A 17,174-nucleotide genomic window follows, 5' to 3' on the forward strand; every position below is an offset into this window, starting at 1 on the left:
CATACATTAACCAATGCTTCAGACTAACATGGTTTCACAAGAATGCGTTCGAAAATAAGGTCTTGTGAGTAAATTTTTCCAACAGCCTTCACCGCGGATTTTGCTCACTGATAGGCTGTGCGATGTCTTGGGAGTGTGATCAGCGGCGCTTGGGTCGCCTCAAATTGGCACCGCACAAAAGTGCGAAGAGGATGGCGGCGCCCAAGGACCTATCGTTCCCAAGCGTATCTGCCGCCATCCCGACCGTAAGAGTTACGGCGATTTTTGCACGCTCATCACGCGATCAGCGTTCCATCGTTCAGGTCATCCGCCAATAGATCATTCATCCATTCGGCGACTTCGTAGATGGACCGATTGCCGTTACCATCTTCGTCTGCGAGGCGACTACGCCCAAGCATCTCGAACCCCAGATGATAAATGCCGTCCGCCACCCGATCGACAGCATTTGAACCGTATAAAAGTGTTCTGTTGCCGTTGCCCTGAACAAGGTGGAACCCGGTTTCGACACCGGTCTCGTCGTCACCATGCAACTCCGACCACTCATCAGCATAGTTTCCCAATAGGAACCGATTGAGGGTCACAATATCAGACGATTGAATGGCGCCATCCTCAGCCACGCCGGTTGAAAGAATACCCTCGACAATCAGCGCATTCATCGCGGCCGCAGCTTCTGCACCTTCCTCGATGTTGTCCAGCGGCGTCCCCTGTGCGAGCTTCTTGTCGTTCAGAATAATATCAACGAGAGTGTCGAGACCGGTACCCGTCAGCGCAATATCGTCTGGCACCTGCGGCGGTTCCGGTTCAGGACGAGGGTTATCAACCGCGGGCATTTCGGCAACCGTAGTATATTCGCCGTAGTGCGCTTTGGAGTCGTTGTATATCTCGTCGCCCACCAAAACGGCATTCAAAACCGTGATTGTCCCAAGAACATCTCCGTCATGTGCGCCGTTTGGGCTGCCGGTGAAATTACCATCACGATCTACGCTATAGCCGCCCTGATCCGACCAGACGTTGATGATGGTGTCTTCTTTGCCATTGTTGTCCACGTCATCATAAGACAGCCAGAAGTTGGTGGTATGGCCAACGACCTCGATTGTGTCTCCCTCGTAGGCTTTGAAATCAAGGACGGTATCGTCACCGCCATTGGTGACCCAGTGATCGTGCACATTCCCGTTTTCACCCGCAACATCATGCCAGGCGATGGTGCCGTCAGCCTTCAGGTTTCGGGCCGCTATTTCCGGCGTTGTGTTTATGTTAAACTGGAAACGGAACACATCTGCGCCATCGCTGCCGGAGACGAGATCATCACCCAAATCGAGATCATCGTCATAGTAGGGCACGAAACTCGGATCCTGATAGGGGATCGGTTCTCCGGAATTGGACACGGTGAGAACCACTTGGCTGCCACCTTGCTTGTCACTTTGCAGCGAACCATCCGCCAGATCGTCAGCAAGCAACTTGTTCAACCAACCTGCCACCTTCTTGGTTGATTGATTGGCCACGCCGTCTTCATTTCCGAGCCGGGACCGACCGATCATTTCAAACCCAAGGTGGTAGATGGAGTCCGCAACCCGATCGACCGCGTTTACACCATAAAGCAGTGTCCTGTTCCCGTCGGATTGAACCAGATGAAACCCTGTTTCGACGTCGTCTTCGTCATCACCGTGGAGATCAGCCCAGGTATCGGCGTGATTTGTGACAAGGTAATCGTTGATCGCAACGACATCGCGTTTTGAAAATTTGCCGTCATCGGCAACGCCGGTCGATTTGATGGCTTCGATGATGAGAGCGTTCATCGCGGAGGCTGCTTCCATTCCGACCGTAATATCGGCTGTCGAAGTCCCCTGCGCCAGTTTGGCGTCACTTCCGATTATTTCAATCAGTTTATCAAGCCCGGTCCCGGTCGGGGCGGGTATGGAGATGTTAGTCAATTTCTTAGTCCTTCAGTTGTATTTCCAGTTTCTTGTCGCGGCGATACTGGCACCTCCTTGAAACAATCATCTGCCACGCATACGTCATACACGCTTAGCGTGTTGTGGCCATTGGGGCGGGGGCGGCGAAATTCCTCTTGTTTTCAGCGTGCAACCATACGTAAGCGAATTGTCGCTCGCCAAAACGTCCGCATCGGCGGAAAAAATTCGAATCTCGTGAATTGGTGAAGTGATTTGTTTTCGGTAACCAATTGTTAACCATTTATTAGTGGCCGTTTTTTAGTTTGTGTTCTGTGCTGAATTTGAGACTTCAGCTGTTTTTGAGAAGCTGTCCGGCGGCAATCGCCGCGTCATCTCGGCAAAAAGGTAGACCTATTGGTCGGATCAGGCACACCGGCCCGGCCAATTCGATGCCAAGATCGATGGGGGTGGGCGGGCTTGCGCTAAAATGTCGATGTCAAGTATCGACCACTAAGCTTCACCGTCACCAGGGCTTCGGCGTGATTTGCTCTTGTGAGGGGAGACCCACTTTGAAAGCGCAGCGCGCCAGTTTGAAAGTCTGAACGCAACAATCTGGGATTGATATGATCTTGGCGGTTCTATCAGGCGTTGCTTCAGCGCAGTGTTTAACGTCCAATTCCCAGAAAACCATCGGTTTGTGTGATTTCACGCTACGCACATTTCGCAAAAGCCGATAGGATATAAATCATTGTCAAGAACGCCATTTCTGTCGCGCCCAATTTAGTTGATGAGTAAAAATGACTTTGTTTCGTCCCAAGCCCGACCGAGTGAAATGCTAATGTATCGCACGAAAACAACCGTTTTTTCGTCAGAGACAGGCTGTTTATCCATGGCGCCAGTTCACACGGGATCGGTCCAGTGATCGCACGGTTTGTCACGAAACTCCGCGACGAGCCTATTTCCGGGCGGCTGTTTAAAAACCTCAAATGGATTTTCTCGTCCCAGATTATCATTGGTTTGCTGGGCCTTGTTTATTTGACGATTGCGGCACGTGCCCTCGGGGCGGCGGGATTGGGCATGTTGGCCATTCTGGAAGCATACGCTCGTATTGTGGCGCGACTGACGCATCTGGAGCCCTGGCAAGCTGTTATCCGTCATGGCAGCGACGCATTGGAACAGCAGGATTCACATCGATTTGGTCGGCTGATCGGATTGTCGGTCAAGCTAGATCTGGTCGGCGGTCTCCTCGCCGCCGCGGTTGTTTTGCTGCTGGCCCCTTTGGTCAAAACGCACTTCGGCGTCAATGCGGACTGGATGCCATATGCCGCTGCACTGGCTGTTTTATTCTCGCTGCATGCCACTGGGATTTCATTACTTCGTCTCTTCGACCGATTTGATATTTTAGCCAAAGTGGACTCAGGGATGGCGGCGTTACGCACAGCCCTGGCCGGTGCGGTGCTGTTTCTGGGGTTGGGTCTGCCTGGGTTCGTGGCGATTTTTATAGGCATCAGCCTCATGCAAGGGGCACTGACCTATGCCGCCGGTGTTTGGGAGATGCGGCGCAAGGGGCATCGCATCGAGATGCATGGCACAAGCACCTCGCTCTCGGAAAACCCCGGCTTTCTTAGGCTCATGATCAACAGCAATCTGGCAGTTATTCTACGGCAGACGACGCAGCGTCTGGATGTATTGATCTTGGCGGTGCTGGTGACCCCGACCGCGGTGGGATATTACCACCTCGCACGTCGGTGCGGCGAGGCTGCCTTGCGCATTGGCCGTCCGATCAATCAGGCCGTCTACCCGGAACTGACCAAACTTGCGGTCCGCCGTGAATTCGACCGTCTCGCGCGACTTGTAAAGGGCATCGGACTGGGGTTTGCGGGGGTTCTGGCGGTGGTCTTGTCGGGTGTCATCTGGTTCATCGATGCGATCGTCATCGGTCTTTTTGGAGCCGAATTTGCGCCTGCTGTACCGGTGGTGACGATTCAGGCGGTGGCGGTTGGGCTCTACCTGATTGGCATTGTGCTGGGACCAACTCTCCTGAGCCTTGGCGAAGACAAGGCGCTTGTGCGGGTCGGAGCACTCACGTCCGCATTGTTTTTTGCGTTAATCATTCCACTAACCACGCTCTTGGGCGTGTCCGGTGCCGCGCTCTCGCACCTGATATGTAACGGCGTGTGGTTGCTGCTTTGTGTTTTCCTCGTTCGCCGATCCTTACGCGCCTTGAAAGACCAGACGACATGAAGATTCTGAACTATGAGTGTTCGCAAACTTCGCGGGGCGAAAAACCACCCCAGCAAGTCGTGACTTAATGTTTGGGTGCCGCGCAATTGTCGCGGTCGGTCCATTGCGTCAGCAGACCCTAAATCTCGGAAACATCTTTCGCGTAGATTCTTCGGCTACCTGGGTCGCGACGCCGCGACTAACTGGGATAGGCTCACGCTCATTGCCAAAAGCAAGGGGATCGCCCAAAAGCGTGCATAGATATGCGCGAACCCGTTCAGCGAAAGAGCAAACAAGCAGACATAAGTGATGGTGAGCGCACCTGATAAATGCGTATGTCGGCCAAAGAACGCGCGCCACCCGATGTAAAAAGCTATTGCCGGTAGGCAAATCAGTCCGATAAGCGATATCAACCCACCTTCGGTTAACGTGAGCAGATAGGTGTTGTGGACCGGGGCACCATGCGCGCTCACAACGCGATACTGTTCAATGCCTAAACCGATCCAAATGGTCTCGCGCGCCATTTCCAATGCTTCTTGGTTGAGCGCAAATCGGTCCTCAAAGGTCCCTGCTTGACTGGTGTCGCCGCTTTGTAACGCACCGTATACGCGTTTAACGAAAATTTCTGGCAGGAAGTATTCGCCCCAAAGTGCCACAACTGCCAAAACTGCGAAGGCCACCACGATGGAGGCAGCAAGCAACCGCATCGATCCGCTCAGGAAAATCAATAAAAAACTGCCGATTAGCGCGAGAAAGAACCCCGTGTTGGAGCCGGTGAGCAGAATGCCATAAGCGATTGGCGCGCTGAGCAGCAGCAAGACAGCTACGGATATTTTTCGGGAGAAATACAGCCATTGGCAAAAGACAAGTGCCACCGCTCCCAGCGCACCGGTTGCATTTTCCCGTTCCACAAGACCGTACATGCGACCGCTTCGGCTGACAAACCTCACGTCCTCGGGGTTGAAGGCCATCATGAAAGCGCCGTGCAGCATGATCAACGCGACCGAGACGACGAAGATCTTCACCAGAAAGATGATCTCGCTTTGCGGGCGGGCGCAAATGGCCATCGGAAGCAAAACGAATGAAAAGATATATTGAGCGAAAACGGTTGTCGCCGTTGTCGGATTTCCCTTTACCAGCGAGCCTAGCATCAATCCGAATAGAAAGAGCGCCACCGCCGCGTACCAGCTTGGCGTTTGTCTGCCGAAGGGCTGCGTTGCCAGTCTTCGGGTTGCCAGCATCAAGAGCACGGTTGCCAGCGCAAAAAGGTCGCTCAGGGTAAAATAAATCAGATCTGTGCGCAGATAATTCATCGGCGAAAGAAAGACTGTGGCCGAGATCAGAAACATTTCCAGCCTACCGGATGTGGTGTGGGTAGAGCGGGGTTTTGCTCTTCTGGCGGCGCGCGGAGGCTTGCCAAACACAGCGGAGGCTTTCCCGAATGGGGCTTTCGCGGATGCCATTGAACCTCCTTTAAATTGTCCTAAAACCGCACATGAACCTGCGGCCTGTCACCATTAAATAGTCGTTGTCGTTGAAGCGATCTGTTCTGAACGCGATTTTAGATAATAAAATGAGACCATTGGTAAATTAGGGCGCTGGTGTGTTGATGAGTCAATGACATTATCACGTTTTGGATCAAATATTTAGATGGTCCAAGCAGAGGTTGTATGAACTTCGCCTGCAGCGGGCAGAAAACCTCCCATTTACTTTTTCAGACCGCTGGCCGAAGCCGCTGTTCAGCATCCTCGAACACACAAAACGGTCCTGCGCCTGCCCGCGCGGTGGTCAACCATCCGACGGCCATCACGGCAATTGAGCGATGGTCCCGGCAAGGTTCAAGATACCGTCCCCGTAACGCGCATTCCAGCCCTTGCCCGCGCTGCTATGTGACCCGTCGCGTAGGGCCTTGCGCATCTCGGCGGGCGAGACCGCGTTCATGGACCAGCCCTGGCGCAACGCCGCGACGGCCCCTGCTACCACAGCCGAGGCCCCGGAGGTGCCCGCACTTCTGAGATGCGCATTGGCGTTCTCAACGAACCAGCTTGGCGCGCATACATCCGGTTTTTCAGGTCGGCCAGCCCCGGTGTCAAAGCCGCCTGGTCCCGGGCCTTGCGACGCCGCACCAACCCAAATGCCATCGCCGCGTACGGCACCGACACAGGTTACATCGGGCAACCCGTTGGCGCCCCAAATACTGCGGCCGGGGCCGCGGTCATACCCGCTTGATCGCGGATCGCCACAGAATTGCCCGCTGTTGCCAGCCGCAAAAATCACGTCGTGATGGCACCCAAGCTCGCTCAGATAGCTGTTCAGCGCGTGGTTTGGATCGTCGGTGTAAAAGCCGCGCAGTTTCTCTGAAAATCGGTCAACGATGCCCCAGGCGTTGAGGATGACCCAGGGGCCGTTGCAGGACAAAAAGAAGTAGTTCAGGAATGCGAAGGCAAAAAGCGCGCGCAGCGAAAAGTTTTCAACCTCTGTAATGCGTTGCGGCAAAAGCGGCAGATCGAAATATGTCGCGTCGGGCGCAATATCAACGAGTGATCGTAACAGCATTGCGCCATGCCCCTGGGGGACTGGCGCATGGGGTAGCTGCATTTCCCCCGGCACTTGGGATTTGCCATCAGCTGTCCAGTACATGCCCCCGCCATAGGTGCCCCCGAGGGTTTCGAGGTAGTGCCTGTTGATGCCCTGATCGACGACAAACACATTGACGCCAGCACCGGTGAGTTTGCAGGCCTGTAGGCTTTCCACCTCGATCAACCTGTTTGCTTGTGCGCGTCCAGCAAAGTGACGGCCCATGCCATCACCTGCACACCAATGTTGATTGGGTTTCGCCGATGTCATCGACAGCGGGGTCAGATCGATCCCGAGAATGCGGGCAATATCGGGTCGATCACTGCCAAAGGCGCGCTCGCGGAAGCGCCCCAGAAATTCGCGTGCGACTTTTTCGTTCTCGGCCTCCAGGGGAATGCCGTACCCAAGGCCGGGTTGTCCGGGTTGCGAGAGCCGCTCGCCATACCGGTCTCTGGCTTGCCAGGGGTTGTTGCTCGGTCCCGGGGGAAGCTGATAGTCCTGAGGGCCAAATTCAGCGACCAACCTCTCCAGATCAAAACCAACCGCTTTGAGGTTTTCTTCAAGCCTGCGCTTGCTTGTGTCAAAGAGATAGAGCTTCACTCGCATGTGTATCCGCCTTTCATCACCCACCATTCAAAAAGCACGTCACAGGTTTCTCTGTATCGGGGACGATGTACTGACACCACTTCAGTTCTGAACGCGTATTGGCACAATGATATGTCTCACGTTAACTTTTAGTCCGAATCGCTCAATAATGCACCTGAAAGGTCAGTTAGTGGTGAGATCATTTTGATTGGGGGCGCACCTATGGCGGGACAACCGCCCTGGCAATCGACAATCGATAGTTGCAGTCAATGATGCGTGGTACGACAGCCCGGCTCTCTGAGAGCGGCGGTGCTCTGCCACCGGGCGCGGGACCGGTGGGACATAAAGAGCGCGGTGATCAGGAGAACGCAAATCATCTGTGCGTCGCTTTTGCAGATGTCGTCGGGTTTTCCGCGATGATGCATGAAGACGAACAGGGGACTTTCCAGCGTTGGACGGGCCTGCGGGAAAAAGTCATCCTGCCCCTTCTGGAAAAATTCGACGGCAAGCTGGTGAAATCAACCGGCGACGGCATTCTTGCGACCTTTGATGACGCTGTTGCGGGCGTGAAATGGAGCCTTGAGTTGCAATCGCAGGCGCGCAAGCGGCGCCAGGGCCTGTCGCTGCGCGTCTCGCTGAACTATTGCAGCGTGCTGCGGGACGGAAACGATTTGCTCGGCGACGGCGTAAATGTCGCGGCCCGTTTGCAGGAGCACACATCGCCGGGTGGAGTGATCCTGACGCAATCCGTGCAGGATGAAATCGAAGGCCTCGCCACCTATGAAACGACGTCTGTCGGCCCCCTGAAGCTGCGAAAACTTGGGAAGCTATTTTCGGCGTTTCAATTGAAAACGGATGGGCGTCACCTGCAGGACCCGACGCCCGGGGTTACCGATTTGCCATCGCTTGCGGTGATGCCCTTCGTGAACCTAGGCGGAAATCAGGAGGATGATTATCTGGCGGCAGGCATTGTGGAAGACATCGTGGTATCCCTGTCAAGTCACAGGGATCTCACGGTAATTTCGCGATCCTCGACGCTTGCGTTTGCACGGCAACCGATAAACCCGAAAGAGGTGGGAGAGGTGCTGGGCGTTCGCTATCTGATCACCGGCACGCTGCGTCGGAGCAACGACCGCATTCGGATTTCAGCGCAACTGCTCGACACCGCGATTGGCAAACAGCTCGCCAGCCTCCGACGGGACTTCAAGGCGCGGGACATGTTCTCTGTGCAGGATGAAATTGTTGAGACGGCTCTGGTCTTGTTGCTGCCTGAAATGCATTCCGAAGAACGCCGCCGGGCGTTGCGCAAATGGCCTTCGTCATGGTCCGGGTATGACAATTATCTGAAGGCGCTGGATCTGATCGGGAGCCTGAAACCAAAGTCTTTTGAACTGGCGCGCACCCACCTCAATCGTGCGATTGACACCGATCCGGGGTTTTCATCGCCGCTGGCCTGGGCCGCCCGTTGGTACAGTTTGCGGATCGGTCAGGGGTGGTCCAAGGATCCCAGACAGGATTCCTCAACCGCCGCCGATCTGGCCTTGCAGGCCATCAGGATCGACGAAAACAATGCGTTGGCGCATGCCACTTACGGGCATGTGCGCTCATATTTGTTTGGGGATTTCGACACGGCGATCGAACATCTGGATCGGGCGCGCAAGATCAACCCAAACAGTTCCACCGCGTCGCTATTGTCCAGTGTCACACTGTCGAGCATGGGCCGCTGCGACGAAGCGGTCACCGCTGCCGAACGCGCCTTGCGGCTGTCTCCTTTTGATCAGTGGCTGTTTATGCATTATGTTTTTCTGGGTATCGTTCACTATGACGCGGGCAATTATGAACAGGCACTTTCTTGGCTGTCGCGCGGTATTGCGGAGAATGATCGTTACACAACTGCGTTTCGCGTTCTGGCCGTCACCCAGGTCGCTCTTGGCGATGAACTTGAGGCGCGCCGTACCACGCAGCGGTTGATGCAACGCGAACCGAATTTTCGGTTATCAGACTACAAACACACTCACAAACTCTATCAAGACCCGCATAGAGCTGAGCAATTTAGAATGCGCCTCCGGCAGGCGGGTGTGCCGGATTGATGATGAAACCTATTTGACAGGAGATTTCCCATGGCTGGATCCAACGGACCGATAGGCACTTTTGACGCGCGGGACGCCAGAGATGCGCGCGATGCACGGGACGCGAGAGATGCCCGCGATGCGAGGGGCAGTGCGCAATATGGCGGTGGCCCAAGTTATTTGGGGATCGGCATATCACCCGACACCAAATATGAAGGTGAAGCTCAGGTGCCCCCCAATCCAGCCATATCCGTAGAAGACCGCTGGTGGCCCGGCAATCAGTGGCCAGCGACGTCGCCGGAGGCTTTGGACGCAACGGGCGACCCGCAGCGTTTGCACAGTATCTACAAGTATTACAAATCCGCGACGTTCAAGAATTGGTCCCCGGGGAATGAGGCGATTGCCTTTCTGTCCGAGTTCTCCGCCTTGGACAGCACCGCATCGGGCAAACCGGATTGGACTGACATAAGCGTGCCGACCCCGGCCCGGACGCTCACCAACAATACCGACATCACGACATTTCCGTCCGGCGCCTTGTGGGATCTGGATGACGAATTGACGGAGCTTGTTGGACTGATCGAATACCGTCCCGGCGCGATGAGCGAAGCCTTGCAACAGCGCGACACAGTGATTGGGTATTATCAGGCAATCCTGTCGTTCACCTATCTATCGCATCCGCATACTTTCAGGCTCTGCCATGTCGCGCTGGTGGTTGGCCAGTTCCTGGCCATGCATTTCAAAGCGCGGTTCAATCGCCCCAGACCCTCGCAATTGCACCCGGCGCTGTTGCCGCCGATTGATGTGCCCCAACATGCCGCTTACCCCAGTGGCCATGCGACCGAAGCCTGGATGATCGCCTATTGCCTCGATGAGGTGATGCGGGATGGCGATGGCGGTGACAGCAAGATCATGGAATTTACCCACCCCAATGGTCAGCTGCGCAATCCGCTGCATGATATGGCGAAACGCATCGCCCGAAACAGGGAAGTGCTCGGCTTGCATTATCCGTCCGACAGCGAGGCCGGCAAAACTCTGGCGCTGGATGGCTTTGACGTTCTGAAGCTGTGCCCGTCAATCGGTATGCTTGGCGGCAGCGGCCTTCTGGAAAGAGCGCGCCAGGAGTGGATCGAAACAAAGATTTCCGTGCCTTAAAGCCGTGGCGCGCCCCAGGACAGGCGATAAGCCGAAAGACATCCGGGAGGCCACCGTCAGCGAGATTGCGGCGACCGGATCGACCGCGGTGTCCGTCAACAAGATCGCTGCGCGCGCGGGCCTCTCGGTTGGCACCCTTTACCGGTATCACGAAACCAAGGATGATCTGCTGTTCTGGGTGTTCCTCGAAGTGAAACGGGACATTCATCGGAGCATGATGGATGCCGCGCGTGAGTGTGTGGGGCCCGCGGCGCGCCTGCGTGCAATGTGGTTCGCGCTGGTGGCCTACGGGTTCAAGGCGCCGCAGGAATTCCTGATGGCCGAGATGATGAGCGCCGAAATCCGCGAGAATATTCGCCAAAGCGGCCAATTGCGAGACATGCAGGACGCCGTTTTGGCGGAGATCCAGGCGGGTATCGATCAGAAGGTGCTGGTGCAAACCTCGGTCCGAACCATCGAAACGATTCTGGGATCAACGGCGATCACGCTTGCGCGGCGCGCGTCCTTGAGCGGGTCGCCAACAGGGCAGGAAGAACTCGACCGGATTTTCACGCTGATCTGGCGCGGGATCGCGCGGGCTGATGAACTGCCAGAGCAGATTTAGGAGTGGTGACCGGGCGTGTGGACGGTTGGTTCCGACACGCGCACCCCCCCAATGTCCCGAGATTTGTCATGTATCACTTTGTGCCATTTGGCGCCCCAGTTGCCAGGTCATCAAGCAACAGAAAACTGCGGCAAGGGCGGATATCAGTAAGGGCAGCTTGAAACTACCGCTCGCGTCGAACATTGCGCCACCCGCCCAGGGCGCGAAAAACCCGGCAACCCCCCAGGCGGTAAAGATGAAGGAGAAACGGCTCTGAAAACCAGCTGCGCCAAACACGGATCTGGTTACGACGGGCACCGTCGATGCAACGATCCCATATCCCGTGGCGATCAGGATCAGGGCGACGCATAGCATCGCGGGTCCGGCGGGAAACGCGGCGGACAAAAGACCGCAAAGGGTCATCGCCATTGCCAGAAATAGGCATTGCTCAAGCCGCAGGTGGCTGGAAAGAAAGGCAACAGACAATCGTCCTGAGGTGTTGCCAATGGCGATGCCTGCGAGGCCAAAGCTGGCCAACGTCAAACTGGTTTGCGCGGCATCCATCATCTTGGAGGCGAGCCCCAATACCATCAACCCGCCGAAGGAGCCGAATGCGAATACCGCCCAAATCACCACCAGATCCTTGCTGGAATGACTTTCGCTGGGGTGTGCCGCTGAGGGGCCAGCGGGCGGCTGTGCCTTTTCCGATATCGCCGGGGCTGCGGCAAATGCGGCGCAGGCTGAGGACATCAGCAGCCCGACGGCCAACACAGACAACCCGCCCATTCCAACCCCATGTGCATCCATCACGCGCCACACCGGCCCGAAAACCGCGCCGCCGGTCCCAAAAGCGGCAACCATGGCGGGGGTCGCGATCCTATGCGCCGGTGTCAAAGCCGCGACACCCAGTGCCGCGATGTAGATGCCACCGCTCGCGGCGCCAAAGCCGCCACTGAACCAAAGCAAAAAGGGCACATATCCCTGGGCCCGAACCGCTGCAAAAACACATATCGCCCCAAGGAGACCAAAACAGGCGACAGTGCGCGGTGTCGATGTCTGCCAAGGCAGCTGCGGTGTCAGGATAACCGCCAGCGTAAAGCTCGCTATGGCCAGTGAGAAGACAAGGCCGGTTTGCGCGGTTGAAACACCATATGCCGCTTGCAGGGGCGCGATGAGCGCGCTCCAGCCGTAAAGACCGCCCGCGCAGAAACATACCAGGCCAGAGGTCAAAAGAGCGCGCCAGGTCAAAGTGATTTCCTTGCTTGAACATCACTGCGGCACCGCGAAAACCCACACAGGTCGCAATAGCGCAGCGGTAAAATCAACTTGTATCTACAAATATGTTAGGTCAAAGTGAGGGAGCGATCCAGCCAAATGTGGGTGCTCCAGCAAGATGCAGACCAGCGACGTCATGGTGACAGGTGCCGCACTTACGCCATTTAACCGGCGCAGGGACGGGACCGGCTTTCGCGATTGGGTGGTGTCCGCATTTGAAACTGCGCTGGGACAGTCCGGGTTGGACCGATCCGATATTCAGGCGCTCTACGTCGCCTCGGAAAGCGATTTCTTTCATTTGCAACTGAACCCAGCCTCTATTCTGGCGACGGAGCTCGGCTTGACGGGCGTTGCAGCCACCCGCTGCGAAGGGGGCGGCGCGTCCGGTCAGATTGCTGTGCACACCGCCGCGCGCGCCATTCAGGCCGGGGCGGCCCGGCATGTGGCTGTGGTTGGGGTGGACCCATCTGCGTCCAGCCTGTCGGGGGACGCGATCCGTGAACTCTACGGGTTTTCATTCGATGCCTGGACAGACGGTGTGACAGGTCTGACCTCGACCGCGCTTTATGCCCTGTCCTATCAGGTATTCGCCGCTGAACATGGAACAACCGAGGCTGATCTGGCCACTGTCACCTGCCAGAACCGGTCGAATGCCTGCCACAATCCCGGCGCGCATTTGCACCGCAGGGATGTTCCGCAGGAGATCGCAGACAGCCCACCCATTGCGGCACCCTATCGGCGGCTGCATTGCTCGCCGCTGTCAGATGGTGCCGCCGCCCTCATTTTATCGCGGCGGGATGCGATGCCTGCTACTCGCGCGACGGCCCCAAAGCTTGCGGGTATGGGGGCGGCCACTGATCACATGCATCTGGGCGTGCGCGAAAATGCGGGCAATTTCGCTGCCAAGACCAAAGCGATGCAGCGCGCCAGCGCGGAGGTCGGGATTGGCCCCGATGAAATTGGTATTGCAGAAATCTATGACGCCTATGCCGGGGCGCAATTGCAGGCAATAGTGGCATTAGGGTTAAGCGCGGAGGTATCGCGGGATCTTGAGGCCGGTGCTTTTGCACCCAAGGGGCGTTGCGCGATCAACCTGTCCGGCGGATTGATGGGGCAGGGGGCGCCGGTTGGCGCAACCGGTGTCGGGCAAACTGCAACCTGCGCCTTGATCCTTGAGGGGCGATATCATCCAGAGCTACAGCCGCAAACCCTACCTCGCTATGCGCTTGCCGATACCCATGGCGGTGTCTGCACCTTGGCGGCGGTGACGATCCTTGAACGCGGGAGCAGCGCATCATGATTTCCCATCAGCTTACCCTTGAGTATACGCTGCACCCTGGGTGGCTGGCCCCGTTTGTCGGAGGGATTGCAAGCGGCACTGCTATGGCGCGACACTGCAAGAGTTGTGCCAGCACCAGCTTTCCGCCGCTGCGCGTCTGTCTCTGCGGTGAAACGGCGGGCGAATGGGTAGAGCTTTCCGGTATGGCGCATATCCTCTTTCGCACCACAGGGCAGGATGGCGATTTTGGTCTTGTGCAATTCGATGGCGCCACAACCAAAACCACGCTCCGCCTGATTGACATCGCTGACGAAGACACCCGCGGCGTGATTGCAGCGCCGAAAAACAACCTGCCGATGTTATGCCTGACCGGCCTCCCCTCCGGACGCGCGAAATGACTGCCAGGCTCGATATCCCACCAGAGCTGCTGCCGCAGTTGAACCTGCATCGTGATGGGAAAGGATACCGGATCAGCTGGCCGGATGACGTTAATATTTTCCATATGACGCTTGGCAAACATCTTGGGGCCGAGACCCGCGATCATCCTGCCCTGATATTTGAGGACAATGCAGGCGAAACCCATGTGCAAAGCTTCGCCGAGGTGGATCGCGCCGCAACAAATCTGGCCGCTAGGCTGAAAGACCTGGGGTATGGGCGCGGCAGCCTCATCGGACTTCATACCGGGCAGCATCCCGATACGGCGGTGGCCCATATGGCCATATGCAAGCTTGGGGGTGTCGCTGTGACCCTTTCACAGCTTTATGGCCCCGATACGCTGCGTCATGCCATGAACGATTGCCAGTTGCCGGTGATCCTGACATCGGTTGCTGCCTGGGAGCCCATGCGCTCAACCGCGCGTGCCGATTTCCCACACCTCAAACACGTGCTTTGGCGTGATCCGCAGGCAGGTGACCTCGATCTTGCCGCCGCCTTTGAAACGGACGCTGGCAGCTTTGTCCCCGACTATATGGGGAGCGATGATCCCGCGTTGCTGATGTATACCTCCGGATCGACGGGCAAGCCCAAGGGCATCCTGCACGGGCACCGTATTCTGGCCGCCTACACCCCATCGATCAATCTGTTTTTCAACCTCGCGATGGAAGACGAGGACGCCGTCTATTGGTCCCCGTCGGATTGGGCCTGGGTTGGCGGGCTTTTGGACATGTTGTTTCCGGCCTGGATGGCAGGACGACCGATTGCCACCTCTTTGGACCGGTTCACCACCGAGCATGCCTATGGGTTCATGAGCCGTCACAAGGTGACGCATAGCTTTCTGGCGCCCACCGCAATCAAACGTCTCGCGCAAACGCCCGATCCACATGCGGCCTTCGATCTGTCCCTCAAAGTGATCTGCACCGGTGGTGAGGCTTTGGCCTCTGAAACCCTGAATTGGGCTGAACAGAAGCTACGGGTCGTTTGCAACGAGTTTTACGGCATGACGGAGGTAAACCATCTGATTGGCAATTGCGCAGCACTTTATCCTCGGCGGCCTGGGTCCATGGGGCGGGCCTATCCCGGACATGATGTCCATCTGGTGGATGCCGAAGGGCATGATGTGGCGGACGGTGAACCAGGAGAGATCGTTACGCTGAACGCTTCGCCAACCCGGTTTCTGGGGTATCTCAGCAATCCTGAAAAGACAGCGGAGATGGCACTGGGCCCATACCTGCGCACTCATGACCTAGCGGTGCGCGATGCGGATGGGTATTTCTGGTACAAAGGCCGGTCTGATGATCTGATCAAGTCATCGGGGTTCCGCATTGGTCCGGCAGAGATCGAGGAGTGCCTGCTGGCGCACCCCAGCGTCGCCGAGGTTGCGGTGATTGGCAAACCGGACGTTGAACGGGGATCGATTGTCAAAGCAGTGATCAAGCTGAAGGCCGGGGTGACAGGCGATGACGGTTTGTCCGAGCAATTGCGCGATCATGTGAAGACCCGGCTGGCAGGCTACAAGGCCCCGCGCGAATTTGCCTATGTCGATGGATTTGAAATGACGTCTTCCGGTAAGATCAACCGCCGGGCGCTGCGTGAAGCAGAAGAGAAGGCACAGGGAGGCATCGCATGAAAATGATCCCGCTGTTGCCGGAAGTCGCCGCATTCATTGACGCCAGACAAGCCTTGCGGATCGGGGGGCAAACCTCTGATGCGCCCGAGAACCTGACTGTGGTCAACCCGTCGACCGGTCGGTCGCTGGCAGTGGTGGCTTGCGCTGGCCACGCAGAGCTAGATCTCGCGGTGCAAGCGGCGACAATGGCGTTTCAGCAAGGGGATTGGGGCCGCATGTTGCCGCAAGACCGGGGCCGTATTTTGTGGCGGTTGGCGGATCTTATCGAAGAACGGGCACCTATTTTCGGGCAGCTCGATGCTCTCGACAATGGCAAACCATACGCTATCGCACGGGATGTCGATGCGCATTGGTCTGCCCGGCACTTCAGGTATTTTGCCGGATGGCCAGACAAAATCGAAGGGGCAACCATCCCGGTCGGGACACCGGACCGGTTGAACTACACCCGTGTGGAACCCGTGGGGGTCTGCGGCCTGATCACGCCCTGGAACTATCCGCTGCTGATGGCCTCGTGGAAGCTCGCGCCGGCGCTTGCGGCGGGCAACACAATCGTTCTGAAACCTTCTGAGGAAACGCCGCTCTCGGCCCTCTATCTGGCGGATTTGGCGCTGGAGGCTGGCATCCCTGCGGGCGTTCTGAACGTAGTTCCAGGATATGGTCATGATGCGGGGGATGCGCTTGCGTCGCATGCGGGCGTGGCCAAGATCGGCTTTACTGGCAGCACGCGAACCGGACGGGAAATCGTGAAAGCCTCCGCGGGGAACCTCAAGAAGCTCTCTTTGGAATTGGGAGGAAAAGCGGCGAATATCATCTTCCCGGACGCGGATTTGTCCCGTGCCATTCCTGGTGCCTTCTGGGCCAATTTTGGCAATAATGGCCAAAGCTGCACCGCCGGGTCGCGGCTCTATGTGCATGCGGATGTATATGATCAGGTGCTTGACGGTCTGACCGGTTTGGCCGCCGGGATCCGTGTCGGTCCGGGCCTCGAAGATCCCGGGCATGATCTGGGGCCGGTAATCAGTGAAAAGCAGATGCAGATGATCCTTGGTCATGTCGAGACCAGCCAGAAAGAAGGCGCGACGGTTCTGGCCGGGGGCGTTCGGGCGCCAGGCGATGGCTGGTTCATACCGCCGACAATCATAAGCGCGGTCACGGATGAGATGACCATCGCGCGGGAAGAAGTGTTTGGCCCGGTTTTGTCGGTGTTGAAATTCGATGATGAGGCGGATGTCTTGGCGCGGGCCAATCATTCAGACTACGGGTTGGCGGCTGGTTTGTGGTCTCAGGATGTCACCCGTGTCCGACGGTTCGCTGACGCGCTGGAGGCTGGAACCGTCTGGGTGAACTGTTGGGGCGAAACCGATGCGGCATCCCCTTTTGGGGGCGTCAAACAGTCAGGCTACGGGCGCGAAATGGGCAAAGACGCCATCGGGCTATATACTCAGACCAAAAGCGTTTGGGTCGGATAAGGGGA

At 57.0% G+C, this 17,174-nt stretch carries 12 protein-coding genes; 8 read left to right on the forward strand and 4 right to left on the reverse strand.

Features of this window, described 5'->3' with window-relative positions:
• Positions 1-275: 275 nt before the first annotated feature.
• Positions 276-1,931, reverse strand: coding sequence for a hypothetical protein (locus Q1A20_RS14270; protein WP_299917231.1), 1,656 nt, complete (start codon positions 1,929-1,931; stop codon positions 276-278).
• Positions 1,932-2,810: 879 nt separating this feature from the next.
• Here Q1A20_RS14270 and Q1A20_RS14275 point away from each other — a divergent pair.
• Positions 2,811-4,136, forward strand: coding sequence for a lipopolysaccharide biosynthesis protein (locus Q1A20_RS14275; RefSeq protein WP_299402053.1), 1,326 nt, complete (start codon positions 2,811-2,813; stop codon positions 4,134-4,136).
• Positions 4,137-4,291: 155 nt separating this feature from the next.
• Here the strand turns inward: Q1A20_RS14275 and Q1A20_RS14280 are convergent, their stop codons facing one another.
• Positions 4,292-5,356, reverse strand: coding sequence for an O-antigen ligase (locus Q1A20_RS14280; RefSeq protein ID WP_299403189.1), 1,065 nt, complete (start codon positions 5,354-5,356; stop codon positions 4,292-4,294).
• Between the two features lie 565 nt (positions 5,357-5,921).
• The gene (locus tag Q1A20_RS14285; protein WP_298969418.1) at positions 5,922-7,298 is read right to left on the reverse strand and encodes a S8 family serine peptidase; all 1,377 of its coding nucleotides are present in this window, start codon (positions 7,296-7,298) and stop codon (positions 5,922-5,924) included.
• A gap of 314 nt (positions 7,299-7,612) precedes the next feature.
• Here Q1A20_RS14285 and Q1A20_RS14290 point away from each other — a divergent pair, with 314 nt between their 5' ends.
• The 3 genes from Q1A20_RS14290 to Q1A20_RS14300 are packed head-to-tail and all read left to right on the forward strand — an operon-like array spanning position 7,613 to position 11,102.
• Positions 7,613-9,367: a tetratricopeptide repeat protein gene (locus Q1A20_RS14290; protein ID WP_299917232.1), complete on the forward strand. Its 1,755-nt coding sequence runs from the start codon at positions 7,613-7,615 to the stop codon at positions 9,365-9,367.
• Positions 9,368-9,397: 30 nt separating this feature from the next.
• On the forward strand, positions 9,398-10,498 hold the full coding sequence (locus Q1A20_RS14295) for a hypothetical protein (RefSeq protein ID WP_299917233.1): 1,101 nt from the start codon (positions 9,398-9,400) through the stop codon (positions 10,496-10,498).
• A gap of 4 nt (positions 10,499-10,502) precedes the next feature.
• A complete protein-coding gene (locus tag Q1A20_RS14300) occupies positions 10,503-11,102 on the forward strand; it encodes a TetR/AcrR family transcriptional regulator (RefSeq protein ID WP_299917235.1) in 600 nt (199 codons plus the stop codon).
• A 66-nt stretch (positions 11,103-11,168) separates the two neighbouring features.
• Here the strand turns inward: Q1A20_RS14300 and Q1A20_RS14305 are convergent, their stop codons facing one another.
• The gene (locus Q1A20_RS14305) at positions 11,169-12,329 is read right to left on the reverse strand and encodes a hypothetical protein (protein ID WP_299917237.1); all 1,161 of its coding nucleotides are present in this window, start codon (positions 12,327-12,329) and stop codon (positions 11,169-11,171) included.
• Between the two features lie 145 nt (positions 12,330-12,474).
• Between Q1A20_RS14305 and Q1A20_RS14310 the strand changes: the two genes are divergently transcribed.
• From Q1A20_RS14310 to Q1A20_RS14325, 4 genes are read left to right on the forward strand one after another with little or no spacing between them, the layout of a single operon-like run.
• On the forward strand, positions 12,475-13,656 hold the full coding sequence (locus tag Q1A20_RS14310) for a thiolase family protein (protein ID WP_299917239.1): 1,182 nt from the start codon (positions 12,475-12,477) through the stop codon (positions 13,654-13,656).
• Complete coding sequence (locus Q1A20_RS14315; protein ID WP_299402066.1) at positions 13,653-14,033, forward strand: hypothetical protein; 381 nt, start codon at positions 13,653-13,655, stop codon at positions 14,031-14,033. Before Q1A20_RS14310 ends, Q1A20_RS14315 begins: the two co-directional genes overlap by 4 nt.
• Complete coding sequence (locus tag Q1A20_RS14320) at positions 14,030-15,700, forward strand: AMP-binding protein (protein ID WP_299917241.1); 1,671 nt, start codon at positions 14,030-14,032, stop codon at positions 15,698-15,700. The genes Q1A20_RS14315 and Q1A20_RS14320 overlap by 4 nt, the downstream gene beginning before the upstream one ends.
• Positions 15,697-17,169 carry an aldehyde dehydrogenase family protein gene (locus Q1A20_RS14325; protein ID WP_299917243.1) on the forward strand — a complete coding sequence of 491 codons (1,473 nt, stop codon included), beginning with the start codon at positions 15,697-15,699 and terminating at the stop codon, positions 17,167-17,169. Before Q1A20_RS14320 ends, Q1A20_RS14325 begins: the two co-directional genes overlap by 4 nt.
• Positions 17,170-17,174: the final 5 nt, after the last annotated feature.

This window comes from uncultured Roseobacter sp. (assembly GCF_947501835.1).
GTDB lineage: Bacteria > Pseudomonadota > Alphaproteobacteria > Rhodobacterales > Rhodobacteraceae > Roseobacter.

Bases quoted from the DNA above. Each gene is read 5' to 3' on its own strand.
- Q1A20_RS14325 (WP_299917243.1), top strand. From the start codon at position 15,697: ATGAAAATGATCCCGCTGTTGCCGGAAGTCGCCGCATTCATTGACGCC.
- Q1A20_RS14320 (WP_299917241.1), top strand. From the start codon at position 14,030: ATGACTGCCAGGCTCGATATCCCACCAGAGCTGCTGCCGCAGTTGAAC.
- Q1A20_RS14315 (WP_299402066.1), top strand. From the start codon at position 13,653: ATGATTTCCCATCAGCTTACCCTTGAGTATACGCTGCACCCTGGGTGG.
- Q1A20_RS14295 (WP_299917233.1), top strand. From the start codon at position 9,398: ATGGCTGGATCCAACGGACCGATAGGCACTTTTGACGCGCGGGACGCC.
- Q1A20_RS14310 (WP_299917239.1), top strand. From the start codon at position 12,475: ATGCAGACCAGCGACGTCATGGTGACAGGTGCCGCACTTACGCCATTT.
- Q1A20_RS14280 (WP_299403189.1), bottom strand. From the start codon at position 5,356: ATGCTGGCAACCCGAAGACTGGCAACGCAGCCCTTCGGCAGACAAACG.
- Q1A20_RS14285 (WP_298969418.1), bottom strand. From the start codon at position 7,298: ATGCGAGTGAAGCTCTATCTCTTTGACACAAGCAAGCGCAGGCTTGAA.